Consider the following 24,748-nt stretch of genomic DNA (forward strand, 5'->3'; position numbering starts at 1 on the left):
CTCTGCCCAGCTTGTCCGAGGTCCCGGCGAAGGCGCGTACCGTCTTGAACAGTTCCCGGTCCGAGCGGGCGGTCAGCTTGGGCTCGATGATGTCGAGCAGCTTCTTCCACCGTGCCCGAGGCTTGGCGGACCAGGGCTTGGCGAAGACAGGCGACTCGCAGCACGCGGCTGGCCTGGCTGCTCGTCAGCTCCCCGAACAGCTCGTCGTAGTTGGGTGGCTGGCATCCGCACCCTGCTTCCAATGCACCCTGTTCAAATGAGTCTCCATTGCGTGCAGGCTACACTCCAGCCAGCGGTCGCCGGTCAGCCGCGAGAGCGCCTTGCTGACGGCGCCTTCGGTGACTGATTTGGTGCTCTGGTCGGCCACTGGTTCACTCCGGCTCGCCGTCCTCGTCCAGTTCGGGCGCGTCCGGATCGCGCAGCGAGCGCAGAGTGCCAGCGACGGGAATCTGAGTCGAAACCCAGCTGCTGTTGCGGCATAGCTGGTGCCAATATAGGGGCTAAAAGTTGGCTGGGACCTGAAGTTCTTCAAGCCGACGCGCGAGACTAGGTGCGGACTCTGTGTCGCAGGACAGGATAATGGACAGTTTACTGAGCGTCACGCCCTCGGGGCGCTTAATGTAGGACCATCGATGACCAGCGCGCCACAGGGCCGCGAAAAACGCCTCGCGAGCAATGCCATCCTCGGAAAGGATGTTTTCGGCGGACTTGATGATCAGGACGTGCCGGTCAGATGAAAGCCATTGGAGATCGCGAAGGCAATCGTAGAACGCATCCCAATTCCATCCAAAATAATCAGGAAATTTCAGCACTTCCCAGAAGTGCTGAAACGTTGCCATCTCGTCGGTCATATCTTGACCGTTTAGATACGCCACGTAAACGCTGCCCGACGCGGGCAAGAGTTCATCGAGAGGTACGCCACCGCCTGGCGTGATGACATGCATCCACGGGGCGATATGGATTGCCGATGCCTCTTCTTTCATCACTCCACCCATCTTGGACTCCTGCCCACAATGTACGTCTGATAGTGAGTTGGAGTGTAGTACGCTGACCCATCGCTGCCGAACACCCAGCGCTCGTTGCCCGGCGCGGGATTGTCCGGTGATGGGTAGGTCCCATATTCCTGATAGGTGATCGGCTTGCCAGACGGTTCACGGGTGGGGAGTACATGCCCTCCGTTCCTGCCATCGTTCGCGAACGATTCGGTCCACCATTTCGGCCCATGGAAGCCTGGCCCGCCCCACCAGCCCATGTTGTATTTCTCCACATCCCGAAGGACTTCCATGGCCTCCGCTGGGATGGACTCGGGTACCCAACCGTGAATCTTGCTCACGTCCCCCAGCGTTTCTCCAGGCGTAAAGGCCGGACAGCCTGCCAGCCCCATGGGGTCGACCCACATGTGGGGATTAGGGATGTAGGCCACCGGGTTGGGCGCTGGGGTGAGACCCAGAGGGTCAGGACTGAGGTAGCGGGCGGTTTCGGGGTCGTAGTGGCGGAAGTAGTTGTAGTGAAGGCCCGATTCCGGGTCGAAGTACTGGCCTGGGAAGCGAAGTGGGGTGTACGCCGTGCTGGTGGACGCCCAAGTGGTGGTGCCCCACAGGGTGGTGCGGGTGTGCCAGGCCAGTGCGCCGGACTCGTCGATCAGTTCTGTGGGGGCGCCCACCAGGTCGGTGATGATGGTGAAGAAGCGGGTGTCTATAACCTCTTGAGGTGTTTCCAGGTCCAGAAGGCGTTCCCTCTGGGTCAGGGGCTGCAGACCCTTGTGGTCCCAGGTAAGGACTATCAAATGAGAGAGGTCCGGCGATTCCGTCGTCTGTTCGCATAGGGTCGCGCCATCCCAGGTGAACGTGACGTGTTCGAGGACCGTCGTGCCGTCGGCGGCGAGGCGCTGCTTGGAAGTACGGCGGCCAAGGGCGTCGTAACCGTAGCGCCATACAGCACCGTCGGGTGTGGTCACCGAACGCAAGCGGTCTTCGGCGTCCCACTCATAGCGCCAAGTGTCCGGCTTGCTGGAGAAACGAGTCCTCCGGCGGAGCGTGACGCGGCCCAATGCGTCGTGCTCGTAGTGCGTCCTACCGGCGCGAGTGATCGTCGTACCGGTGTACTCACGAGGGCCCACGGCCTCCTGGCCGGGGTGGGTCGACGGCCAGGAGGCCGTCGTCTGGTTGCCCGCCTCGTCGTAGGCGTACCGTTCGGTCCAACCCTCCGCTCGGACGGCAGTGACCCGGCCGGCCTCGTTCAGGTCGAACGCTTTGGCGCCCGCGAGCTGGTCGTTCAGGCCGATCAGATTGCCGTCCGCACGGTATGCGTAATCGCGGCGCTGAATGCTGTGACCGGTACCAGTGACATGTTGGGTGGTGAGGCGGCCCCCGTGATCGTAAGAGGACAACAGCGTGACGGTGTCGCCGATCCGGCGGGTGATCTCCTGGCCGATCGCGTCGTAGTCGAAGACAATGGTGCGGCCGGACGTGGTCAGGGACGTGCGGCATCCGACCGCATCGTAGGTCCAGCTGCTGACCGCCCCGGTCGGGGTCGTACGGGCGGTGCGACGGCCAAGTTCGTCGTACGCGTACGCCGTGGTCCGGCCGTCGACGGTCTCGAACTTGAGGCGGCCATACCGGTCGCGGAGGCGCGTGACTGTGGCATCCGCGTTGACCGCTTCCGCGAGCTGGTCGCCGGAGTCGTACGCGAATGTCGTCACCGCGCCAGCGGCGTCCTTGCGGATGACGCGGTTCAGCTTGTCCCGCTCGTATCGGGTGGTGTGGCCGATGGCGTCCGTCCGGGAGATGAGCCGCCCCGCTGCGTCCCTCTCGTACGTTAGAGTCCGTTCGCCGAAGTCGCTCTCCGACGTGACCCGGCCGACCGGGTCGTACACGTAGTCCCATGTCAGGCCCTGGGGGTTGGTGACCTGAATGAGGTGGAGATCGGTGTCGTACCTGAACTCGTAGCGGAAACCGTCCGGCCCGGTGCGTGCGGTCGGGACATCGAAGTCCGCATATTCGAAAGTCGTTGCCCCGCCAACGGCGTCGATGTGGGCGACGCAGTTGCCCTCGCCGTCGTAGGTCCACGACTGCACGCTGCCGTCGGCCTCGACACGGCGGGCGAGCTTGCCCTCGACCGTCCACTCGAGGCGCGTGACGGCACCGAGCGCGTCGCTGATCGACACGGTCCGGCCGAAAGCGTCACGCTCGTAGCGCGTGGTCGCCCCCAGCGGATCGGTGATGGACAGGGGCAGACCGGCCTTGTCCGAAACGATTGTCGAGGTGTACCCGAGCGCATCGGTGACGGAGGTGACGGTGCCGGTCTCGTCGTAGGTGAAGTGAGTGGTTGCTCCGGACGGCTCTGTTACCGACGTCCGGTTGCCGTTGTTGTCGAAACTCTGACGCGTGACATTGCCGTCGGTACCAACGATGCGTATCGGGAGCCCGAGTGCGTTGTACTTCGCCCGCGCCTCCCGTCCGTCCGGGCGCTCTACCACGGTGACGCGGCCCTGTTCGTCGAAGGTCGCGCGGCTCACGTGGCCCAGCGGATCGGTCCGTGACAACAGTCGGTTGTGGCGGTCGTACTCGAAGCGCGTGACCGCCCCCAGAGAGTCGATCTCGGCGACCACCTGGGACCGGTCATTGATCAAATGATGCTCGGTGTGCCCCAGACCGCTGGTGACGGTGGTCATGCGGAGCCCGGTTGCGGGATCGACATCGTCCCAGGTGAAGGCGGATTCGAGGTGTCCGTTAGTGCCTGACTGGTAGGTGCAGCGGTCCTGATCGTCGTAGACGTAGTCGAAGCGGCTACCGTTAGTGTCGGTCCACGAAGTGATGCGGCCGTGTTCGTCGCAGCCGAATCTCAGGGGTCGGCCGGAGGAGTTGGTAACCGAGGTGAGATGGCCGTCGGTGTAGCCATAGCGCAGGATCTCCTGGTCGGATCCTTGCCACCCTCCTCCCGTGAGGTGCAGGGCCGTCACTCGGTCTTCGTCCGTGGTGAGTTTCAGGTGGTAGCCACCGTGGTGGATGATCGCCGTCGGGTTACCCGCCTCGTTGTACTCGAAGATGATCCATCGGCCGTTGCGGTCGTCGATCTGGGCGAGGAGCGCATGCTCGTCGCTGTGATCGGTGAAGTGCCAGACTTTGCCGGTGCCAGGATCGGTGATGGTGTAACCGCCCGGGACCCGGTCCAGCGGCCACTGCCGACCGTGCGTAGGCATGACCGGGACCCCAGGAGCCGGGTGGGGATAAGCGAGGAGGCTTCCCTCGTCACAGCTGAAGATCACGCCCTTCGAATCGATCTCCAGCCGCTGGTCCACAGTGGAAGACCAGGTCGGGCCGAACCAGCGCCCGGAGCGGCGTGAGGAATCGAAGGTGCGCCGGAAGACGAGTGGAAGCGAGCCGGGCAGGGCGATGTCAATCTTGGGGAGTAGCATGCGGCCGGTCGCAATGTCGACCGGGTCCCTCTTGCACACCGTCTCACTGCACCGCTTACCGTTGCTGTCCGGGTTCTGCTCATGATCCCTACGGCTACCGCCCGGCTTCCTCTCGTCAAGGTATTTCGCGGCCGAGCCGGCCTCTTTGAGAGCGTCCAGTCCCTTTGATCCGGCAGCGTCCGCAAGGATCTTGCCGATGCCTTCGTTGGGGTCTTTCATGAACTCGTCGAGGAACTGCTTGCCTGCGCCCCACGGATCGTTGACCGCCGTGACCAGGCCCGCGGCAGTCGAGTTGAGGCTCGTTGCGTACTCGGCGGGATGGGTCAGATTATAGGGGTCATAGGGGTTCAGGCCCCGGGCGAAGTCGAGGAAGCCGGCCGCACCCTTGATCACTCCGCCCGCCAGGTGGGTCATGGCAAGGCTGTTGTAGAGCATGCCGTTTTCGAACTGTTTGGCGTACGAGGGCTTGGGCGGGGCGGCCTCGCGTGCCGCGCGGACTGCTGTGGCCGCGGTCTGGGCTTGCTCGTTGCGTTGATTGCGGGCGTTGTCGAGTTTGTCCTGCGCGGCGGTGGCCATGGCGGTGCCGGGGTCGTCGTAGGTTTCCGACGGGCGCGGCGGCAGGTGGTCCTTCTTGGCGCGGATGGCGTCGTTGTAGGTGTCGACGAGTTTCTTGTGCGCGTCGTAGGCGTCCTGGGACGCCTTCTTGGCCTGGTTGTACTCCTCCAAGGCCTCTTTGGCCTGGCCTTGTGCCCATTCGACGGTGTCGGCGAAGCGGCCCATAGCGTCGGCGGCCTTCCCGAACGCCTCCGCCGCCTTGAACCAGCGCGGCGGCTGCTTGGACACCGCCTTGGCGAACGCCTCGGCCGCCTTGCCCTTTAGGCCGGCGGGCTCGGTCATGGCCTTCAGCCCGTTGCCGACCGACTCGAACGCCGTCTGGAAATCGTTCAGGTGGGAGACCTGTGCGCGGATCTTCGGCACGCTGCCGTAGACCAGCTTCCTCGGATCCTGGGTCTGCCCGAGTTCGAGTTCGGTGACGTTCGCGCCGAGTTGGTTGGCGGCGGAGCGGCTCTTGTCGCGGATCCAGTTCCCGGCGTCGTCCAGGCCGACGTCATCGGCGAGGTCGGCGACCTTGTTCCCGCCCCATTGGACGACGACGCCGACCTTCTCCGCGCTGTCTTCCGCGATGTCCTCGACGAAGTCCGGTATGTAGTCACCCCAGCCCATCAGCGGTTTTCCCCATACCTCTCGGCCTGCTCGAGCAGGTCTTTGATCGAGCCGATCTTCCCCGTCGAGGTCACCGTGTCTTTGGTGTCCGACCAGGTCTTGCCGATGTCCTCGTTGCTCTTGAGGAACGACTGCGGGCTCAGGTCCGGCTTGTAGACGTCGGCGCGGAAGATGTCACCCCAGGACTTCTCCTCGATCTCGTCCTCGGCGGCGTGCGGATTGCCGTACAAGGAGTTCGCACCGACCTTGAACGCACCCTGGAGATAGTGGTCTTCCTCCCACACCGTCCCCGCGGCGATCCCCAGATTGGCGGCGAGCGCTGATGCGTCCAGGATGAGGGAGCGCACACCCCACTCCCAGCCTTCGCAGAAGTCCTCGAAGTCCTTCGACAACCCGCTGTGCCCAGTCTCCATCGCTGTCATCGACAGATTCTCGAAACCCGCTCCCATCTCGGCGCCAGCCGCGTCCCCCGACTCGCGAAGCTCGGAGATCGCCGCCCGCAACCCCTTCTGGATCGCGGCCACCGCCTGCGGCGACACCTCAAGGTCACCATCACCGTCAGCGGCCATCACGCCACCCCCGCCGCAGCCTCGTGGTCGGCCTCGGGTCCGATGTCCACGGCGCACACGTCAGGAACGATCCCGGCAACTGGGGGGAAGAGCATCGACCCGTTCCCGTCCGCGACATTCACCGCCACACCGGCAGGACCACCCACCTGGGGAACGATCGCGTCGACCAAACGCGCACCCAGGACCGCCAGATACGGCCATTCCCGGCCCGCGTCCCCCCGCGCCACGGCAAACCGGGCCAGTGCCTCCTCGTCGGTGAACGCGTACAGCCAGCGCACACCCCCCGACATCGCCGACATCAACCCGTCCTCGCCACCGGCTGATCCCACGGCAAACGGGACGAGCAACAGAGCCCGCCGAAACTCCCCCACCAAACTCCCCGGATCCCCCGATCCCGAACGGAACGCCGCTATCTCCGCAGCCAAACCCACGACCCCTCGCCCCCACAAGGCCATCAACAACCCGAAAACCGAACATTAACGACTAAGACGAACAAGCCACCGACCAACCAGCCCAGCGAATACCAGGACATCCCGGCTGCGTGACCGGTACCGGACCGGTCCGACGAGCGCTGCCTGCGCCCGTACGGCGTCGCCCTGCCACACGAGCCGGCCGACGTCGCCGGCGTCACGTTCCCCTTCGGCCGCTTTCGCCGTGCCGCCCATCTCCCGCACAGGCCGTTCCAACACCACCGCCGCGGCCTCCAGGACCTGGGTCCGGGTCTTGCCCGTCGAGCCGTACTTGCGTGTTGTCGTCACCGGCACCGCGTGCCCCTCCTGTCGGGCGACACGAAAGTGTCGGTGATTGGCGACACCTCGTGTGTCAGAGCTGATCTCGCCGCAGTTGTGTATATGTCCGCTCGCCGTGCGCGTCCGTGATGTCGATAGTGACGCTCTCCCACGACGGGTTCCTCCGGGACTACCCCCAACTGGTACTCGGACTCCGCCAGCAGCTGCGCGGTCACCCGAACACCGGTGAGACGCTCCGCAAGCGCCATGACCGCCGCCTTCGTGTCGACGCTCGGATCCGTGTCCCCTGAGGAGTTGAGGCCGACCGCCCCCATCATGGCGTTCAGTTCATCGGGGGTGCTGCCGGACCGGTCCGCCGGCCATTCGAAGGTGGTCCGCAGCTCGCCGTTCTCATACCAGTGGAAGAAGTCCATGGGCTTCCCCCCGTTGCTCGAATGCGAGACAGCACGCGTCCCGGCGGACAATGCCTCCATGAGGCGCGGGCGCGTGCCCAGATCCCCTCCGAACTCCAGAGCGAGCGTCCACTGGCCGTCCTCACCCGGCACAGTGAACGCTCCCGCAAGGAAGGCATCGGGCCACTCCTCGAACCCGTCGAGAAACTCCTGCTGCTCGAAGATGAGATCGCCGAGCCCCTCGCACTCCTCATCGCGCGGCTCGGCCCCCACGATCCGGAACAACTCCGAAGGCGAGAGGCCACGCACCAGCGTCAGGGTGTACCCGACCTCCAGCCCGTAGGCGAACGGCGAGGCCGGGGAACGTATCCAGCTGTAATCGGCTGCGGTGGCGGAAGTCATGCAGCGCATCCTGTCAGCACCTACTGACACACCTCATGTCGCCGACCGCTGGCATCTCACGTCGCCACCCACTGACGTTCTGACGTCGTCCCGGACACCTCCCCGCCCCGCATCGACACCGACCTCCGTCCAAGACCGTGGAAAGAGAGGTGTCGAGGCAGCGGTACAGACAGGGGACAGACATGGAGGGAAGGCTGGGCAAGCCCGGCTTGCCCAGCCCCAAGCCGGCTTGGGGCGGCCCGGCGGTACTGCCCTTCAAGATCGACGGACCTGGAGGCCTCGAACCCAAAGACCTCGACCGCCAGCTACGCAAACCGCTCACCGCCCTGGACAGCGCACACGGCGATTTGGCCGCACACCATGCCCGTACCTACTGCGGCACGCAGGCCCAGGACGAGCTGTTGGTGATCGGCACAGCAGCACTCCTCACCAATGACTTCAAGCGACGTCAACCAGGACGCTTCCGACGCCCTTGGCAGGCTGCCTGGGAGGAGCTCTGCGACGAAGCCATCACACACTGGGAGCTGACGCAGGGGGCCATCGGCACATCACGGACGGGCTTCCGGTACGACTTCGATCGCTGGTGCCAGAGGTGGCTCGAGGAGCTCGTCTCTCTTTCACCGGTCGAGTCCCAGGGCCACGCCTCACCTACCGCGGCCCGGTGGGCACGAGCCAGGCACACGCTTGAACACGAAATCAAGCAAGACATTCCGGATGAGCCCTGGGTAGCCAAGCTGGCCGACCGCCTGCATGACGTAGGCCGCGGAATGGTCACCGGCATCGCGGCCTCAACCAGCGAGCATGTCGTCGTGGTCTACGACGGGCGCGAGGTGATCGACCTCCCGTGGCCGGCACAGTTCCTGCTCTGGGCTCAGTACCCCGGAGGCACCCGCCATGTCGGCACAACCCAGCACCACCTGACAGCCGTCCCCCGACTCTTCACTCTCCTCGACAGCCTCTCGCACCGGTCCCTGGCAGTGATCGGCGCCGCCACCTGGCAGGACTCCCCTGCCGTGTACCAAGAAGCCATCAGCAACGTTCCCAAGGCGGCCTTCTCACCAGACGCCCGCTGTTGGTGGGCCACAAGTGCCGCACGCCGTCTGGAACACCTCATCCAAATGGCACGCTCCGATGCCCAGACCACAAAACAAGAAGAACAACGCGCACACGCCCCCTGGCGTTAGCGGCTCGAAAGCGACACCAGTCCACACACCCGCCGATCACCCTCCTGACCGGCACAAACACGGTCCGCGAACCGGAAAAGCGCTTCGGTGTCTTTAGACCGAAGCGCTATCTCCAACACCGCCCGGATCCTCAGGCAACCTGCAACAACACCAGGCGAGCCCCCTCCGAGCGTGCACAAGCCCCTCTCAACCAACCTGCAACACCCCAGCTCAATCGCTTACCCCACACCCCAGCTGGACTCCCCCTCAGCGACAGCCGAATAGACCAGAGCCTGGGTGGGCAACACTGCCGCACACAGGATTAGGAGGGGACACGTTGCCCAAGTTTTGGATCGGATCGCGGGAGTACCCGTCGAAAAGGGCCGCGCAGGAAGCTGTCCGCGACGTGCTGTACGGATACAGCGTGGGCAGCATTGTGGACCAGGAGGCGGATCACCTGCTCCTACTGGACCTGCTCGACCTGCACGCAGAGGCCGACATCAAGATCGGCGTGGGCGTGGAGGCCTTCGCGATCGCGCCACCGCTGCAGGGGCCGTACCCGGGATTCGAAGTGATCCGCACCGACAGCACCCGGATCGACTTCTCCTACTTGGCCTGCCTGAAACCGCCGACCTATCGCCAGCAGGTCTCTGCCGCGATGCGTTTCGAAGTCAAGGACGAGGTGAGCGCCTACTTCACTTCCCGGGTGGCGGCGGACACCCTGGTCTCGGACGAATCTGGGAGGGAGCTGGACATCACCGACACCCACGTCAGCTACTTCCGAGGCCCGTCGTTCGCGGAACTCGCGGCGGCGTTCACTGAGGAAGTCGGCGGATGGGGCGCGATCGAGCTGACCACGTCGAGCGACCCAGGTCGGGGGCAGTTCACCGACCGCGCGCTCGCTGAGCGGTGGCGCAAGTACCACCAGGAGCACGCGGTCCTCGGGCTGCTGTCCTCACAGGAGAACCTGCGCCGCCCACGCAGGTGACTAGCTCCGCTGCCTCAGGTGATCCGGGCCCAGTTGCCTGCTAGTCCTGCACGTTGGTGATCTGATCGAGAGCAGGTCCAGCGCGGTGCACGCCTCACCCGCTCGGCGGGCGAACTCGGGGACGTCGACGTAGAGAGGTCAGGGCGGCCCGGTACCATCGCTCCACCCTGATCTTTGACCATGCTGTAGCGCAGAGCCTGGCCGCTCGGGTCCAAGGAATGGACCTCGTCGCAGAGCGATGTGACGTCGCCCTGCAGCCGCATCCGGAACATCGGCGCGAGGTCGACGAGATAGCCGCCCAAGACGCTCAGCTGATGAGTCTTAGCGAGATTCTTGCCGACTTTCTCCACGATCTCGGGCGCCTCATCGCCCGGCGCAACCTCGACCTGATGCTGTCGACCAAGGCGCGCAACACTACTTTGAGCCCCAGTTCGAGAGCGTGCCGATAGTTGTACAACACGACCAACACCAACGAATCGTCCATACCTTTGGCGGACCAGCGTTCAGCCAGAAGGTCGGCAGCCGTACGGAACGCGAACGCAAGCTCCGCATCGGTTTCCAGCTCCGGCACAGCAGCCCCAGAGGGCGAGACAACAGGCCGCCCGCCGAGGATCGCATAGTCCTCTGTCCAAGGACTCGGGCACGACCGGAAGAATACGGCACGATGGGTCATGAGGAACATCTTGAACGCCCAGGCGACGGGGTGGAAGCGATTTCAGTCCGTCTCGCAGGCCACCCCACTGCATGACAGTCCTACTTGGATTCCTCGGGATCGCCCTCGCTCACTCCACCGATTTTGCCGCCGACAAATACAACGCCCAGCCCGAGGGCGGCTACACCGGCGGCTGCGACCACCTTCATCCCCGCCCCCAGGAACTGCTTGCTCTCGCTGTCCTTCTCGTTCACCTGCCGCACGTTTTGATCGAGGCGGTCGTGGAGGGCTTCCCGCTGCTCCCAGCTGAGGTCGTCCCGACCAAGGTCGGCCCGCAGGGCGTCCCGCTGGTCCTGTGAAGCCTGGTAGAAGTGCTTCTGACTGTTCTCATTGGCTGCGAGGGTGGCCTTGTGGGCCTCTGTGACCGCATCAATGTCGGCCTTGCCCAGGTCCTTGAAGGCTGGGAACTGCTCGATGAGCTTGAGCCGCACCTCAGCGGCCATCTCAGGCATCGCTGCCGCGAACCTGAGCACCTTGTCCTTGGACAGGTTCCGCCAGTTCGGGATGCCTAACTTCCGTTTGAGCGCTGCTTCGTTGACGTCGTTCATTCCCCGACTCCGTTCGTCGTCCCGTGAGGCATTCCGGATAGTAGCGGTGCCCACGGACTTGAGGCGGCGGCATCGGAGCACTCTCGAAGTAGGGCTGGCCGCGGTGCGCAGTGCCGCTTCGGGGCCGGCAACGGCAGGCCGGGGCCAGCGGCCGCTCCGTGGGCCGCCGCCCCGCCGGTGGGAGGTTTCAGCTGCTGGGCGACAGGAACTGCCGGTCCGGCTCGACGCGCGAGGTCAGGTCCGGAAACAGGTGACGGACCTGCCGTTCGGCCCAGGGCCCCGCAATCAGGCCATTGTCTGCAAGAGGGGCGATCGAGACTTCACCAGGTGGCACGGCCTTAAGTCCTCACCCCGGGCCGTCGGCGGCGCTCTCGCCGCTCTCCCGGGCCCTGGCCAGGACCACGCAGGCCAGCAGCGCGACGGCCAGGGCCAGGGCCCACGCGGCGCCGTGGCGGAGCGTCAGCAGCGCGCCGGCGAGGGCTCCGAGCAGCAGGGCCACGACCGTCACGAGCCGGCGCAGCGGCGCCGGCCCCCACCGGTCGGCTGCCAGACCGGTCAGGGCCCTGGTGACGACGGTGGTGGTCAGATCGGGGATGGACAGCCGGTGCACGACGGCGTTCTGGAGCCCCATTCCGAGCGCGAGCAAGGCGATCATGCCCGGAGGTCCGCCGCCGGCCGCGCTCAGCGCGAGCGCGCCGCCCACAAGCAGGGTCTGCACTCCGACGAGCGGCGCGAACATCCGGGCGGCCCCGGTGGCGCGCCGCAGTCGCCCGGCCGCGGCGGCGCCGGCCAGGAAGGCGCCCAGGGCCAATAGGGAATCGGGGGCCGACAGGGACCGGTCCCCGGCCAGCGCGAAGCCGAGGAAGACGACGTTGCCCGTCATGTTGGCCACGAATACGTGCCTGAGCCCGAGGTAGCTCACCGCGTCGACGACACCGCTCACGAAGGTGAGGACGATCAGCAGCGGCGCCAACACCTCGTGCGGGGACCGCGCCCCGCCCGGCTCCGGCGGGAACAGCAGCGCGGCCAGCGGCAGCAGGATCCCGCGTCGGCGCCGGGTGGGGGTCATGGGGTCCTCCCCTCTGGTCATGGCGCGGGCGAGTCGGGTCCCGGATGACGGCTCTGCCGGAGCGAACGGGGCTCGGGACTCGTGGACTCCCGGCGAGAGCGAGGGCGCGGGAGAAAGGGCCTCCGGTCCTGGAGATCGTAGCGACCTACACCTGCAACACATCACGATTGCTGGTGGGGGCGCCTCCTCTCGCGTGTCGCTTCGGCGGTCAGGCCGCCAGGGTCAGCCAGCCGGTAGAGGTAGTCGGCCGCGGCCTCCTCGCCGATGTGGCGCCGCAGCGCGTCCCCGCGGCCCAGACCAGAGGACCTTCCTCTGCCTCGCCGCGGGACGCCTCGGCGACGATTTCGGCTGCGCTGAGCTCCCAGAGCCCAGCGCAGCCGTACGGCGCGCACCAGGACGTCCCGGCCGGCGAGCACGCAGAAAACACAGGACAGGCTTTTCCGACTACGCGTCGGCGCCATCGACGAACTCGACGCAAGGCGTCAGCACGGCACCTCGGGTGCCCGCTACCGGGGCCAGATGGGGCGGGGTGCATGCCGTTGATGGTCAGGTCATAACCATCCGCTCGCAGGGTGTTGCGCTTCGGCCCTACGCGAGCGGCACCGCGGGCCGCCCCGGTACGCCGAGCGGCCCGGGGTCGGACCCGTTCGAGGCCGCGCGGGTCCGCGCCGGCGACGAGCGCACCCTGCCCGAGATGACCGACGAGCAGCTCGGCGCCGCGCTGCGGCCCGGGGTGCTCGACGAACGCGGCCGCGACCGGATCCCGGTCCTGGGACACCGTCGTCGGGGGCCGCCTGTGCTGGGATGGCCCAATGATCGCCACAGTGCTCTGGGAGCGCGAACTGCACCAGCGGGGCGGCACTTCCGCTTTCGTCGTGGGGCCGGACTGTGTCGTCCTGCACGAACGGCACACCCGGCTGGTCTGCCTGGAGCGCACCGACGGCGCGGTGCGCTGGGACGTCCCGCTCGGTACCTGGCCGCGCGGGATCGTCCTCGTGGGGGACCGCGTGCTGGGGTTGCCGCAAGCACCGAACCTGCTGTCCTGCATCGATCTGCGGACGGGTGCGACGCTGTGGAGCGCCCCGACACCGAGGTGGACGGGGAACCTCGCGGTCCACTCGGACACGGTGGTGATAGGCGGTTGGCGCGGCTACACCCCGATGAGTGGCCTGGACCTCGCCGACGGGAGCCTCCGGTGGACGACACAGTCGCCGGTGGCGTCCGTACGAACTCTCGCGTGGGCCGGCGGGGTGCTGACCGGCAGCGGGTCCGAGGCGGTGCTCCTCGATCCGGCCGACGGGAGCGACCTGGCGCGGTGGCGGCTGCCGAACCCGCTCGCGGGACCCGACACGAAGGCGTTCGTCCCGGTGGATTCGGAGCGGGTGGTGGCGGTCTGTGAGGCCTCTTCACTGGTGACCTTCGGGATCGGCGGGGACGAGCCCGCCCGGCTCGGATCCTACGATCCGTTCGGGGCGGTCGGGTACGTCCACGGGTCGGTCTGGATGCTGCGGTCAGGCAGGGGGTTCCACGCGGTGGATCCCGCCGATGGGACGTCACAGTTGTCGGTCAAGGCGGATCGGCGGATGGTGGTCGACCCGCTGCCGTACGCCGACGGCCTCCTGGTGGGGGACGCCAACGGCGGCATCCGGCGGTTGGGACCCGACGGCCGGACGGTAGAGGGGTGTTCCCTGCCGGGTCGGCGCCTGGACGCGCTGGCCGCCGCCGGCGACGGCGGGCTGTTCTTCGCGGCGAAGGGCACCTTCGGCTCCTTCACCTTCACCCCGAAAACCCGGCGGCCAACCACATCAGCAGCCAGCGCGGGAGCCCTCTCCGTCTGCGAGCCCACTCGGCAAGATCCGAAAGAGACGGCCTAGGTGTATTGACTCGCAGCGTTGTTCACACGGGTGATGGGTGGGTGTCCGTCGAGTGCGGTGTGGCAGCGGTGGTGGTTGTAGGTGTGGAGGAAGTCTGTCAGGGCTGCGGTTCGCTCGCTGGTACTGGTGTAGGGCCGCTGGTAGGCCCATTCGTCCAGGAGGGTGCGGTTGAAGCGTTCGACCTTGCCGTTGGTCTGGGGCCGGTAGGGCCTGATCTTCTTGTGGGTGATGCCGGCCGCGGTCAGGGTCTGGGTGAAGAGTTTCGACTTGTAGCAGGCGCCGTTGTCGGTCAGGACGCGTTCGACGGTGATGCCGTGGGCGGTGAAGAAGGCGTGAGCCCGTTGCCAGAAGCCGGCGGCGGTCTCCTGCCGTTCGTTGGTGAGGACTTCGCTGTAGGCAAGGCGGGAGTGGTCGTCGACGGCGGAGTGGACGTAGCTGTAGCCGATCACTGGCGTACTGTTTTTGCGCTGGGTGGTGGTGGCCTGACGGTTGTGGTCGCCGTCAGTTCGGCCCACTGCCCGCCAGCCGCCGCCGTGGGGGATGTTGCCGAGCTTCTTGATGTCGACATGGACCAGCTCGCCGGGCCGGGCACGCTCGTATCGCCTGATCGGCTCTCCGGTGGGCCGGTCCAGCCAGGCCAGGCGGTGCAGGCTGTGCCGGGTCAGGATCCGGTGGACGGTCGAGGCGGGCAGGCCGAGGATCGGGCCGATTCGTGCGGGGCCGAGTTTGCGGCTTCGTCGCAGGTCACAGACTTGGGCCTCGGTCGAGGGCGGCGTCCTGTGGGGGGTCGAGCGGGGGCGGCTGGAGCGATCGTGAAGCCCGGCGTTGCCTTCCGTTCGCCAGCGGCGGACCCATTTGTGGGCGGTGGCCCGCGATATGCCCATCTCGGCCGCCACATGGGCGACCGGACGCCCGGCGAGGACACGTTCGACCAGTAGCCGCCTACCGAAGACAGTCAACCGGGCATTACGGTGGGACACGAAGGCCTCCGTGCGGTGAGTTCCTAGACAGCTCCCACCTCACCGGAGGTCTTCGTCATGTTCAAGACCAGCCGAATGTCAACAACGCTCGTGATCAATACACCTAGGCCTCCGTGACGGCTCGTAGGGGGCTGAGGGCCGCGGCCCGGCGGGCGGGGAGGGCGGCTGCGGCGGCGCCGACGCCCAGGGAGAGCAGCACCACGCAGGCGAGGGTGCCCCAGGGCACGGTGAAGGAGTACTGCGGGATCGCACCGTTGGCCAGTCCGCTGACCTTCCACGCCCCGAACAGACCACCGGCCAGCCCGAGCAGGGTGCCGAAGGCGGCTACGCAGACGGCCTCCAGGAGGATCATCCAGCGGACACCGGAGCGGTCCATGCCGATGGCCCGCAGGACGCCGATCTCACGGGTGCGTTCCGAGACCGACATGGCCAGGGTGTTGACCATGCCGAGTGCGGAGACCAGTACTCCGATCGCGAGCAGCCCGAACACCATGGCCATCAGGTCGCCGGCGACGCCGGCCTGTTCCTCGACGAGCTCCGCGCGGCTCTGGACCTTCAGCAGCGGGCTGTCGCTCACCGCGGCGCGTAGACGCTTCTCCAGGTCCTTCGACACCGCGCCGTCGGCGGTGCGGACCAGGATGCGCTGCACGGAGTCGGGCAGGAAGCTGCGCCCCTGCACGTCGCCGCGGTATCCGATCGCGTCCTGGGCGGTGGGGTTGTCCCGGTAGACGCCGACGACGGTGTAGTACTCCTCGCGGTCGCCGGATCCGGGGCCGATGCCCGCTCGGATCCGCCCGCCAGTGGTGACGTGCAGGTCCCGAGCGAAGGTCTGGGAGACGGCTATGGCGCCCGGGCGCAGGGCTGCGGCGGAACCGCTGAGGAAGCGCAGCTCCATCACCTCGCCGACGGTCTTCGGATCGATCCCGGAGATGGTCCTGACGCGGCCGTCGGCGTCGATGGTGGAGTCCGCCACGGCGGAGGCGGTCCGCACCCCGGACACGTCGGCGACGCGCCGGACGTCGGCGGCGGCGACGGCCGTGGTGGTGTCGCGGGCGCTGATGACGTAGTCGGCGCTCAGCCCGGCGGCGGCCTGCGCGTTGAGGGCCGAGCTGGTGGACCGGTCGATGACCGCGAGGCCGGAGACCAGAGCCGTGCTGAGCAGCAGGGTGGCGGCGGTGGCCGCGGTACGGCGCGGGTCGCGCAGGGTGTTCTCGCGGGCGAGGTCGCCCGCGACGCCGAAGCGCCCGGTAAACCGGCCCAGGGAGCGGATCACCGGGGCGGCGAGCAGCGGGGCGCTCATGATCAGACCGAGCACGAGGAGGCCGGCGCCGCACATCGCGTTCCGCAGGTTCGCGTCGGTGGCGCTGGTGGCGCCGCCGAGCGACAACAACAGCCCCGCGCCCAGCGCGACCAGGACCAGCCCGATGCCGGCGCGGACGCGGGACGCCGCGGCGGACGGCGCCTGCTCGGCCGTGCGCATCGCCTCGATGGGAGCGATCCGGGCCGCGCGCCGCGACGGCAGCCACGCGGCGAGCACGGTGACGCCGACGCCCACGACCAGCGAGGCGAGGATCGTGACCGGTCCGATCACGAGAGGCCCGTCGGGCAGCAGGTCGCCGGAGGTGCCCAGTACGCCCGGCAGCACCACCGCCACCCCGAGGCCCGCCACGAACCCGAGGACGGACGCGGCGAGCCCGACCAGGGCGGCCTCGGCGAGGACCGAGCGGACCACCTGCCGGCGGGTCGCGCCGATCGCGCGCAGCAGCGCGATCTCCCGGCCGCGCTGTGCCACGAGCATGGTGAACGTGTTGACGATGAGCAGCGCGCCGATGAACAGCGAGACCACGGCGAAGAGCACCGGCAGCCGTTCGTAGCTGTGGATCCGGCTGTTGACGTAGACGGACTGCTGGTCGGCCTGCGCGGCGCCGGTCACGGCCTCGGCGCGGTCGGGCGGCAGCACCGCCGTGACCCGCTGGGACAGCAAGGACTGGCTGGTGCCGGCCGTGGCGGTCAGGTCGATGCGCCCGTAGTGCCCCGGCGCGGCGAACAGGTTCTGCGCCGTGTCCTTGTCGAAGACCGCCAGCGTGCCGCCGGCGTTGACCCGGCTGTCCTCGGTGGACACCAGGCCCACCAGGCGCATCCTGAGGACCGGTCCGTCCTTGGCGAGGGTGACGGTGTCGCCGAGGACGTAACCCGCCGCGGCCGCGGTCCCGCGGTCCAGGGCGACCTCACCGCTGTTGCGGGGGGCGCGCCCGGCGGTCAGCGGGTGGCGGTCGTCCTTGCCGTCGGGCCCGGGAACGTAGGCGGCGCCGAACCGGCCCATCATGCTCGTGGCCCGCATCGGTGAGCCGTCCTTGGCGGCCAGGGTGACCGAACCGTCCGCCGCTGGGCTGACGGAGGCCACACCGGCAACGGCGGACAGCCGGCGTACGAGAAGCTCGTCGAGCGCGCCGTACTGCTCGTTCTCCTGAGCGCCCGGACGGGACTTCGCGGTCACGCTGACGTCGATGCCCGCGTAGTCCTGTGACATGGAGGCGCGGTAGGCGGCGGTGGTGGAGTCGGCGAAGACCAGGGAGCCGGTGATGAACGCGACGCCGAGGCAGACCGCGAGCACGGTCATGATCAGTCGCGCCTTGTGCGCGAGGACGTTGCGCAGGGATGTTCGCAGCATGGTGGGCTTTCCGGGAGTGCGGGGGTGCGGGAGGTCGGTGACGAGCGGGGAACGCGTCAGGCGGTGCGGCCCTGGGCTTCGAACGCGAGCATCCGGTCGAGCACGGCGTCGGCGGTGGGGTCACGCAGCTCGTCCACGAGCCGGCCGTCCGCGAGGAAGACCACCCGGTCCGCATGGGCCGCCGCCACCGGGTCGTGCGTCACCATCACCACGGTCTGGCCCAGTTCCCGCGCCGAGTCGCGCAGGAAGCCCAGCACCTCCGCCCCGGACCGGGAGTCGAGGTTGCCGGTGGGCTCGTCAGCGAAGACGATCTCCGGGCGGGGCAGCAGTGCACGGGCCACCGCGACCCGCTGCTGCTGGCCGCCGGAGAGCTCGGACGGGCGGTGCGAGAGCCTGCCCGCCAGCCCCACGGTGGCGACGACGGTGTCCAGCCAGGCCTCCTCCGGGCGGCGGCCCGCCAGCCTCAGCGGCAGCAGGATGTTCTCCAGTGCGGTCAAGGTGGGCAGCAGGTTGAAACCCTGGAAGACGAAGCCGATCTTCTCCCTGCGCAGCTCGGTGAGCTGTCGGTCGTTCAGCGCGGACAGTTCGGTACCGCCGATCCGGGCGGATCCCGAGCTGACCGGGTCCAAGCCGGCCATGCAGTGCATCAACGTGGACTTGCCGGAGCCCGAGGGGCCCATCACGGCGGTGAACCGGCCCCGCGCGAACTCCACGGACACCGCGTCGAGCGCGGTGACCCGGGTTTCCCCCTTGCCGTACGTTTTGGTCAGGCCGGACGCACGTGCGGCCGGCTCCGGGGAAAAGCTGCTGGGGGAGGGGAGGGAGGCAGTGGACATCGGAACTCCGCTTGGCGTGGCCTGGCATGGCGTGCGACGGCCCGCGACGAGCGCCGCGAGCCGGGGACGCCTCCATCCTCACGGCCCTGAACTGCGCAGACATCGTCCTGCGGACGGCAGTCGGCCTCTGCCGAAGGACCGGCCGGCGCCGCCTCAGCTCTGCCGAAGGTCTGGGACCCGGCCGGGGAACTCCGCCCCGGGGCAGAGGCGCGGCGGGCGGGCTGCCGGCCTGCGCGACCGCGTCAGGAAGCCAGACCGGCCCGGTGCGCCAGCAGCGCGGCCTGGACCCGGCTCGCCGAACCGGTCTTGTCCAAGATGGCCCCCACATGGGTCTTCACCGTGCCGATCCCGATGCCGAGCCGCTGCGCGACGTCCTGGTTCGACAACCCCTGCCCGAGCATCGCCAAGACCTCCCGCTCCCGGGTGGTGAGCCGGCCGATCCGCTCGTCCCGCTCGGCCTCGGCGTCCTGCACGGGCTCGGAGCGCAGCATCCGGGAGATGACCGTCCCGGTCACGCCCGGCGAGAGCACGGCGTCCCCGGCTGCGGCCGATCGGACGGCGCTGATCAGCTCCTGCGGTCCTTCGTCCTTCAGCAAGAACCCGGCGGCTCCCTCCCGCAGTGCCCGCAGCACGTTGTCGTCGTCACCGAAGGTCGTCAGCATCACCACGCGGGGCGCGGGGTCGAGGGCGAGCAGCGGCGCGATCGCGGCCAGCCCGTCGCACACCGGCATCCGGATGTCTACCAGAGCCACGTCCGGTCGGTGCGCGGCCGCCTCCACGACCGCCGCGTGGCCGTCGGCGGCCTCTGCCACCACCTCGATGCCCTCGGCATGGCGCAGGATCAGCCGGACCCCGTGCCGGATCATCGCCTCGTCGTCGGCGAGCAGGACGCGGATCGGCTCGGTGGGCTGGTTCACTTGGTCTCCCAGGGCGGTGCGTCCCGTACGGACGCGACGGTGAAACGGTCGATGGAGATGAGGCGCTGCGAGGCGTCGAAGCAGTAGCGGGTGACGGCGAAGGCACCGGGGCGGGGGCCGGTTCCCGCGGGCGGGTACACGCACCCCGTCGCGGCGACGGGGCGCGGTGGTTCGTGTCCAGTGGCCGCGGCACGTACGGCCGGATTGTCGAAGACCCCCTTCAACTCCTCGTAGCTCATGCCGAGGCGGGGCTTCGGCGGCTGGACGACGCCCCTCGGCTGGCCGTACACCAGGCTGATCGAGAGCGCCATCAGCACCCACAGCGCCACGGCCCCCAGACCGGACGCCAAGGCCCTGACGGTCCGAGGAGCGTGCGCTAGGGTCCCTGCGGCGGTGTCGAACGCCTCCGGCGGGGAGGCCTCCGCGCCGGGGGCGAACGGATCGCGCACGACGGCGTCGTCCGGCTCCGCCGGGACGGCCGCCGACACGCCGAACCCGCCGGACGGCAGCGCACCCGCCTCGAAGACGCCGCCGAGCAGCTCGACCCGCTCGCGCAGGCCCGGCAGGCCGCGCCCGGTCCCGACACCATCCGGTGCCGGTGTCCCGGCACGGGCGGCCGACGCGCCGTTGCGGACGGTCAGACGCACCATCCGGTCCTCATGCTCGACCCGCACGAGCACGGGGGAGCCCGGCGCGTACCGGTGCACGTTCGTCAGCGCCTCGCGCACCACCCGGTGCACCGCCCGCCGTACCGGCGCAGGCCGCGCGTCGAGATCGGGGCCGCTCCACTCCAGGCGCACGGCGATCCCGCCACCCCGGGACTCCGCGACCAGCGCCTCGACGTCGGCCCGGGTGCCGGTGGCGTCGGTCAGCGCGTCCGGCCCGGTGTCCCGGCCCAGCGGGCCGAGCACCCCTAGAGCCTGCCGCAGTTCGCGCATCGCGTCCCGGGTGGTGCGCCGTACCAGGAGCGCCTCCTCCCGCAGCCCCGGATCGGCCTCGCCGAGGGCGAGTTCCAGGCCGCCGGCGTGCAGCGAGATGAGGCTGAGCCGGTGCCCCACCAGGTCGTGCATCTCGGCGGCGATCCTGGACCGCTCACGGGTGCGCGCCTCGCTGTCCGCGGACCGGCGGGCGCGCTCGGCCGCGTCACCGCGTTCGCGCAGCGCCAGCAGCAGTCGGGCCTGCTGCCCGTACACCGTTCCGACTAGGCCGGGTACCACCACCGCCGTCACCGCCAGCACCACCGCCAGCTCCGACGCGTGGACGACCGAACCGGGGCCGACCCGGGGTTCGGTCGCGACCGCCGACAGCAAGATCAGCAGGCTCGCGCCGCCGAGCAGCCGGGCGTGCCGGCGCGGGCGCCCCGCGGCAATCGCCGCCGCGTACGAGGACGCCGCCGTGACCGGGCCGACGACGGGCGCCGCGCCGGTGAGGACGGCGAGGACCAAGAGCACCACGCCGGGCCGGCGCCGCCGCAGGGGGAAGAGCGCCCCGGCCACCGCGATCGCGCACAGCTGGAACCCGGGGTGCGGCAGATCCCACCACCGCAGGGCGACCGCGAACAGGCACAGCGCGGCGGCCGTCACCCCCGCGGTCTCGCCGGCGGCCCGGCCGATTCCCCGGCCGGTACCCGCATGACGGGCCGGACCTGCCACTCCGGGAGGGACGGGTCGACGGAAACGGCTGATGAGCGACACATCGCCCAGTATCGATCCCGTCGGGCGGCCGGGTGTCGACCTGCGGACCGATCCCGGCTATGTCTTTGGGCAGAGCCGGGCGGGCGCGGAGCACCGAGCCGCGGCCCCAGTCGGCACCGAAGCCGAGGACGGAAGTCGCCGTACGGCGCCCGCGCATAATCGTGTGCAACCGGCGCACGGTCGCGTTCATCTTCCGCGCCGACGAGTGGGCGGCGAAGAAGGCCGCCCGGCAGGCCGTGGAGACCGTACTCGGCTGGGACCACCACCGGGCTTGGCCGTGGCAGACCTCGCGGTGGCCGTCGAACAGTTCGTCGAGGCCGCCGTCGCGGATGGCGGGAAGCTGATCAGCGTGCATCTCGGTGATCAGGAGCAGAGAGGGTCCTGGTGGCCGTCCTGAGCCATCTGTGCGCGGCGCCGGACGACGCCGTGCTCGGCCGGGGTGGCGACGTTGGCCACGGTCGACTCGGTCGGTACGGACAGCGCGGAGGACGGACGAAGGATGTGGGCCGTTCTGGACACGGCACCCCGGCGCACCGGGCGCCCGGCAGCGTGAAGACGGAAGGGTGACCGGGAGGCGCGCTGACACCGGTAGCAGTTGCTCCTGCGACAACGTGAGCCCTACGGTGACCGTCATGAGCGACCCGGAGAAGAACAAGGCCGCGGCCAAGGCGTTCTACGACCTCATGTTCAACCAGTGCCGCCCCGCCGAAGCCATTGCCCAGTACGCCGGCGACACCTATGTCCAGCACAACCCCCACGTCGCCGACGGCAAGCAGGCCTTCATCGATTACTTCGAACGCATGGCCGCGGAGTATCCCGGCAAGCGCGTCGAATTCAAGCGCGCCTTTGCCGAAGGGGACCACGTCGTTCTGCACTGCCACCAGATCTGGCCCGACGAGGAGTACGCGGGCATCGACATCTTCCGCTTCGACGCGTTGGGCAAGATCGTGGAACACTGGGACGTCCTCCAGGTCATCCCGCCCACCTCAAAGAACGACAACAGCATGTTCTGACAAGCCCAGGCCCGGTCCGCGGCCGCGGCCGTGCCCGTGCCCGTGCCCGTGCCCGGCACGAGCCCGAGAGAACACCGCCGCTGTTCTGCGCCGTCCCGTGCGCCGCACCGCATCTCGTATGCCGTCCGCAGGACTTTCGTCGACCGCGACGACAATGCCGTTGTGGCTCGCCGTCCGCCTCGGCCGGTCAGTCGGTTCCCGGCGCGATGAGGGTGGTCCGCAGCAGGGCGAGGAGGACGGTGGCCGCGGGGCTGGAGGGGCCGTCTGTACGCCAGGCCAGAGCGACCCGGCCGCGTAGCCGCGGCTGCCGGCCTGGACCCCGACGACGTCCGGCTGGACGATCCGCTGCTGATCGAGTGGCGTGGTGGCGGCCCCACCATATGGAGTCCGTACACCGACGAGCAGTGAGCGCAGCCAGGCGGGAGCGAAGCTCGCCCGTGGGTCCTGACCAGGCCGCAGTGGCTTTGTTCATGAGAACGGGTTCTGGCCCAACTTCCGTGATCCGCACTCCTGGGTGACGCATTGGCTGCCTGATGGGCTGTGGGCCGATGCTCCCGTGAGAGGTGCGGCCAGGCACTCACCGGGAGGAAAAGTTCAGAGCAATCCAGGTCATTGCCAGGGTTTGAAAAGCCACTTCGGGCATTTCTCGGTGCGGGCCTGGTAGACGACGGGGGTGCCGTTGCGGTGTCTCCCGCCCGCCACACCGACGCAGTGCACGTCGCCGATCTCGAAGCGGTCCCCGTGTCCTTCCAGGCCCCACTCTGTGTTCAGATTCTGGTCCGAGCAGTCCGCCTGCACGATGTCGCCACCCAGTTCGAAGCGGTCCCCGGTCAGGACCAGGCACTTGTCGCTGTGCTGGGCCCGGAGCTTGACGAAGAGGATGTGATCGGTCTGCTGGCTGGCCGGCCGGTCCTCCAACTGCCCGACAGGGGTGTCGAGGCCGTCTGTGACCCGCCACCGCTGGTCCGTGATTCCCAGGCAGTCCCACAGGACTACATCCGCGCCGGAGTACTGGGAGGATCCCGGGACGGCCAGGCATTTGCCGTCCGGACTGCGGATCTCGTAGTACTGCACGGAAGCGTGAGCTGGGCCCGCAGCCAGGGCACCCATGGCCAGGGACTGCGCGGCGATGATCCCGAAGGCTGCGGCCACGCGGGCCGCGGGACGCCGGGATATGCGGGTCATGGGTCCTCCTTCGGCCATATGGGGATACCTGAAAGCCGACGCTAGTCGCCCTCCGGGGGCCACCAGGCCTCAGGTGCGTCCATTCGGGTGACCCGGTGTTGGCCTCTGCTTTCGCCTGCTTCCGGCATCCCCAGGTAGGAGGCCTACTCAGAGCACAATACGAAGATCAACAATTACAGAGCGTTGATGCACCACAGAACTTGAGCCAGAACCTGAGAACGGACAGCGAATGTTCACGAGACCGGGAGGGCATCTGGCCTGCGGAAGAATCGAAGTAAGCAAGGGCTGGCCCGCGGGAAGGGCGGGCCAGCACGTCGGCCTACTCCATGGCGTGGGACAGCTTGCGCTGTTCGGGCACTACCTAGGGGCGTTGCCGAGGAGTGCCCCGGGGATCCCGATGATGCCCCGCTCCGTCGGTGCCGAGAATTTACGCAGCGAAGGCGATCAGCCCTGCGTCTGCCTCCCGGTCTCGTGAACATTCGCTGTCCGTTCTCGGGCTCTGGCTCAAGTTCTGTGGAGTGTCGCTCCCCACGGCGGCGGGCCCTTGACGTCCGGTCGACTGGGGGCCGCTCTCATGACTGGCCGGGCCCGTCGAGGCGTTCGGTGGGACCGGCGAAGGAGAGGAAGAGAGTCCGGGTGGTGAGCAGCCGGGTGTCGTCCACCTTGCGGAACGTGTCTTCGTAGTGCCCCACCTGGACCGGGGGCCGCGGCGGCACGAGGCCCTCGCTGTAGCCGTCGACACGGTACGTGGTGAAGTAGGTGGTGGCGGCGGCGGTGTCCGCAGAGGTCACGGTAACCAGAATGTTGGTGCATACACGGCGTGACAGACGGTCTGCGGGCCGGTTGCCGAAGTAGATGCGCAGGGCCTCGTGACCCGCAATGCGGCGGTCGCCGGCGGGCCATTCCCAGGTGCCGTCTTGAGTGAAGAGGTCCGCCACCGAGCTCGGGTCCCCGAGGTCGAGCCGGTGGACAAACTCGACAACCAGCCGTTCACAAGCCCGCTCTGCGAGCAGACGGTGTATCGGGTCGAGAGTTTTAGCATTCGTGATCAACTCATATCAGGTCGCCCTTGGGCGCCTGAACGTGTTCCGGTCCCTGCTCCTCGCCCGTCTCGGCGACGAACGCGCCGCGACCGAAGCGCAGGACCAGGCGCTGTCCGAACTCCCCGCCTCCCTGCCGCGCTTCGCGATCCACCTGGAGCTTCACCGGGGGCTGATGCTCGCCCGCTCCGGCGACCGCGCGGGCGGCATCACCCACGCCACCGCCGCCATGAACGCCCTCCCCCCGGAAAAACACAGCCTCACCCTGCGCATGCTCCTCACGGAGATCCAGGCCTGAACCACAG

21 protein-coding genes are annotated in these 24,748 nt (G+C 68.3%); 6 read left to right on the plus strand and 15 right to left on the minus strand.

The window, feature by feature from the left end; all coding sequences use genetic code 11:
• Positions 1-500 precede the first annotated feature (500 nt).
• The 5 genes from OHA81_RS00150 to OHA81_RS00170 all read right to left on the minus strand — a co-directional run bounded on the left by OHA81_RS00150 (position 501) and on the right by OHA81_RS00170 (position 7,753).
• Positions 501-995, minus strand: coding sequence for a barstar family protein (locus tag OHA81_RS00150; protein WP_329191516.1), 495 nt, complete (start codon positions 993-995; stop codon positions 501-503).
• Positions 983-5,641: a putative T7SS-secreted protein gene (locus OHA81_RS00155; RefSeq protein WP_329191517.1), complete on the minus strand. Its 4,659-nt coding sequence runs from the start codon at positions 5,639-5,641 to the stop codon at positions 983-985. The genes OHA81_RS00150 and OHA81_RS00155 overlap by 13 nt, the downstream gene beginning before the upstream one ends.
• Positions 5,641-6,210 carry a hypothetical protein gene (locus OHA81_RS00160; RefSeq protein ID WP_329191518.1) on the minus strand — a complete coding sequence of 190 codons (570 nt, stop codon included), beginning with the start codon at positions 6,208-6,210 and terminating at the stop codon, positions 5,641-5,643. Before OHA81_RS00160 ends, OHA81_RS00155 begins: the two co-directional genes overlap by 1 nt.
• Positions 6,210-6,665, minus strand: coding sequence for an SseB family protein (locus OHA81_RS00165; protein ID WP_329201924.1), 456 nt, complete (start codon positions 6,663-6,665; stop codon positions 6,210-6,212). Before OHA81_RS00165 ends, OHA81_RS00160 begins: the two co-directional genes overlap by 1 nt.
• 299 nt (positions 6,666-6,964) lie before the next feature.
• Positions 6,965-7,753, minus strand: coding sequence for a DUF6461 domain-containing protein (locus OHA81_RS00170; RefSeq protein WP_329191519.1), 789 nt, complete (start codon positions 7,751-7,753; stop codon positions 6,965-6,967).
• A 182-nt stretch (positions 7,754-7,935) separates the two neighbouring features.
• Here OHA81_RS00170 and OHA81_RS00175 point away from each other — a divergent pair, with 182 nt between their 5' ends.
• The 3 genes from OHA81_RS00175 (at position 7,936) to OHA81_RS00185 (ending at position 10,353) form a co-directional block, all read left to right on the plus strand.
• On the plus strand, positions 7,936-8,937 hold the full coding sequence (locus OHA81_RS00175; protein WP_329191521.1) for a hypothetical protein: 1,002 nt from the start codon (positions 7,936-7,938) through the stop codon (positions 8,935-8,937).
• A 316-nt stretch (positions 8,938-9,253) separates the two neighbouring features.
• A complete protein-coding gene (locus OHA81_RS00180; RefSeq protein WP_330261939.1) occupies positions 9,254-9,904 on the plus strand; it encodes a DUF3223 domain-containing protein in 651 nt (216 codons plus the stop codon).
• A 218-nt stretch (positions 9,905-10,122) separates the two neighbouring features.
• On the plus strand, positions 10,123-10,353 hold the full coding sequence (locus tag OHA81_RS00185; RefSeq protein ID WP_329191525.1) for a hypothetical protein: 231 nt from the start codon (positions 10,123-10,125) through the stop codon (positions 10,351-10,353).
• 304 nt (positions 10,354-10,657) lie between these two features.
• On the opposite strand, the gene OHA81_RS00190 is transcribed toward OHA81_RS00185, so the two are convergent.
• Positions 10,658-11,164, minus strand: a complete 507-nt coding sequence (locus OHA81_RS00190) for a hypothetical protein (RefSeq protein ID WP_329191527.1) — start codon at positions 11,162-11,164, stop codon at positions 10,658-10,660.
• Between the two features lie 346 nt (positions 11,165-11,510).
• Positions 11,511-12,233 carry a YoaK family protein gene (locus OHA81_RS00195; protein WP_329191529.1) on the minus strand — a complete coding sequence of 241 codons (723 nt, stop codon included), beginning with the start codon at positions 12,231-12,233 and terminating at the stop codon, positions 11,511-11,513.
• Between the two features lie 812 nt (positions 12,234-13,045).
• Between OHA81_RS00195 and OHA81_RS00200 the strand changes: the two genes are divergently transcribed.
• Entirely contained in the window at positions 13,046-14,107 is a 1,062-nt protein-coding gene (locus OHA81_RS00200) for an outer membrane protein assembly factor BamB family protein (protein ID WP_329191531.1), read from the plus strand.
• Here the strand turns inward: OHA81_RS00200 and OHA81_RS00205 are convergent.
• The 6 genes from OHA81_RS00205 to OHA81_RS00230 form a co-directional block, all read right to left on the minus strand.
• The gene (locus OHA81_RS00205; RefSeq protein ID WP_329191533.1) at positions 14,104-15,087 is read right to left on the minus strand and encodes an IS481 family transposase; all 984 of its coding nucleotides are present in this window, start codon (positions 15,085-15,087) and stop codon (positions 14,104-14,106) included. The genes OHA81_RS00200 and OHA81_RS00205 overlap by 4 nt on opposite strands.
• A gap of 103 nt (positions 15,088-15,190) precedes the next feature.
• Positions 15,191-17,758, minus strand: a complete 2,568-nt coding sequence (locus tag OHA81_RS00210) for an FtsX-like permease family protein (RefSeq protein ID WP_329191535.1) — start codon at positions 17,756-17,758, stop codon at positions 15,191-15,193.
• Between the two features lie 56 nt (positions 17,759-17,814).
• On the minus strand, positions 17,815-18,594 hold the full coding sequence (locus OHA81_RS00215; RefSeq protein ID WP_329191537.1) for an ABC transporter ATP-binding protein: 780 nt from the start codon (positions 18,592-18,594) through the stop codon (positions 17,815-17,817).
• Between the two features lie 242 nt (positions 18,595-18,836).
• Positions 18,837-19,460 carry a response regulator gene (locus OHA81_RS00220; protein WP_443056738.1) on the minus strand — a complete coding sequence of 208 codons (624 nt, stop codon included), beginning with the start codon at positions 19,458-19,460 and terminating at the stop codon, positions 18,837-18,839.
• 47 nt (positions 19,461-19,507) lie between these two features.
• Positions 19,508-21,163, minus strand: a complete 1,656-nt coding sequence (locus OHA81_RS00225) for a sensor histidine kinase (RefSeq protein ID WP_329191541.1) — start codon at positions 21,161-21,163, stop codon at positions 19,508-19,510.
• A 405-nt stretch (positions 21,164-21,568) separates the two neighbouring features.
• Positions 21,569-21,724: a hypothetical protein gene (locus OHA81_RS00230; RefSeq protein ID WP_329191542.1), complete on the minus strand. Its 156-nt coding sequence runs from the start codon at positions 21,722-21,724 to the stop codon at positions 21,569-21,571.
• 113 nt (positions 21,725-21,837) lie between these two features.
• Here OHA81_RS00230 and OHA81_RS00235 point away from each other — a divergent pair, with 113 nt between their 5' ends.
• Positions 21,838-22,218 (plus strand): nuclear transport factor 2 family protein, encoded by a 381-nt coding sequence (locus OHA81_RS00235; protein WP_329191544.1) that lies wholly within the window; start codon positions 21,838-21,840, stop codon positions 22,216-22,218.
• Positions 22,219-22,827: 609 nt separating this feature from the next.
• Here OHA81_RS00235 and OHA81_RS00240 read toward each other — a convergent pair.
• Positions 22,828-23,403 carry an RICIN domain-containing protein gene (locus OHA81_RS00240; RefSeq protein ID WP_329191547.1) on the minus strand — a complete coding sequence of 192 codons (576 nt, stop codon included), beginning with the start codon at positions 23,401-23,403 and terminating at the stop codon, positions 22,828-22,830.
• Positions 23,404-23,975: 572 nt separating this feature from the next.
• Entirely contained in the window at positions 23,976-24,452 is a 477-nt protein-coding gene (locus OHA81_RS00245) for a nuclear transport factor 2 family protein (protein WP_329201926.1), read from the minus strand.
• Here OHA81_RS00245 and OHA81_RS00250 point away from each other — a divergent pair.
• Entirely contained in the window at positions 24,448-24,741 is a 294-nt protein-coding gene (locus OHA81_RS00250) for a hypothetical protein (RefSeq protein WP_329191550.1), read from the plus strand. The genes OHA81_RS00245 and OHA81_RS00250 overlap by 5 nt on opposite strands.
• Positions 24,742-24,748 lie beyond the last annotated feature (7 nt).

It is taken from the genome of Streptomyces sp. NBC_00667 (genome assembly GCF_036226825.1).
Taxonomy (GTDB): Bacteria; Actinomycetota; Actinomycetes; order Streptomycetales; family Streptomycetaceae; genus Streptomyces.

Bases quoted from the DNA above. Each gene is read 5' to 3' on its own strand.
- OHA81_RS00160 (WP_329191518.1), bottom strand. From the start codon at position 6,210: ATGGCCGCTGACGGTGATGGTGACCTTGAGGTGTCGCCGCAGGCGGTG.
- OHA81_RS00210 (WP_329191535.1), bottom strand. From the start codon at position 17,758: ATGCTGCGAACATCCCTGCGCAACGTCCTCGCGCACAAGGCGCGACTG.
- OHA81_RS00220 (WP_443056738.1), bottom strand. From the start codon at position 19,460: ATGATCCGGCACGGGGTCCGGCTGATCCTGCGCCATGCCGAGGGCATC.
- OHA81_RS00175 (WP_329191521.1), top strand. From the start codon at position 7,936: ATGGAGGGAAGGCTGGGCAAGCCCGGCTTGCCCAGCCCCAAGCCGGCT.
- OHA81_RS00215 (WP_329191537.1), bottom strand. From the start codon at position 18,594: ATGTCCACTGCCTCCCTCCCCTCCCCCAGCAGCTTTTCCCCGGAGCCG.
- OHA81_RS00240 (WP_329191547.1), bottom strand. From the start codon at position 23,403: ATGACCCGCATATCCCGGCGTCCCGCGGCCCGCGTGGCCGCAGCCTTC.
- OHA81_RS00235 (WP_329191544.1), top strand. From the start codon at position 21,838: ATGAGCGACCCGGAGAAGAACAAGGCCGCGGCCAAGGCGTTCTACGAC.
- OHA81_RS00185 (WP_329191525.1), top strand. From the start codon at position 10,123: ATGGACCTCGTCGCAGAGCGATGTGACGTCGCCCTGCAGCCGCATCCG.
- OHA81_RS00190 (WP_329191527.1), bottom strand. From the start codon at position 11,164: ATGAACGACGTCAACGAAGCAGCGCTCAAACGGAAGTTAGGCATCCCG.
- OHA81_RS00170 (WP_329191519.1), bottom strand. From the start codon at position 7,753: ATGACTTCCGCCACCGCAGCCGATTACAGCTGGATACGTTCCCCGGCC.
- OHA81_RS00195 (WP_329191529.1), bottom strand. From the start codon at position 12,233: ATGACCCCCACCCGGCGCCGACGCGGGATCCTGCTGCCGCTGGCCGCG.
- OHA81_RS00200 (WP_329191531.1), top strand. From the start codon at position 13,046: ATGATCGCCACAGTGCTCTGGGAGCGCGAACTGCACCAGCGGGGCGGC.
- OHA81_RS00155 (WP_329191517.1), bottom strand. From the start codon at position 5,641: ATGGGCTGGGGTGACTACATACCGGACTTCGTCGAGGACATCGCGGAA.
- OHA81_RS00165 (WP_329201924.1), bottom strand. From the start codon at position 6,665: ATGGCCTTGTGGGGGCGAGGGGTCGTGGGTTTGGCTGCGGAGATAGCG.
- OHA81_RS00150 (WP_329191516.1), bottom strand. From the start codon at position 995: ATGGGTGGAGTGATGAAAGAAGAGGCATCGGCAATCCATATCGCCCCG.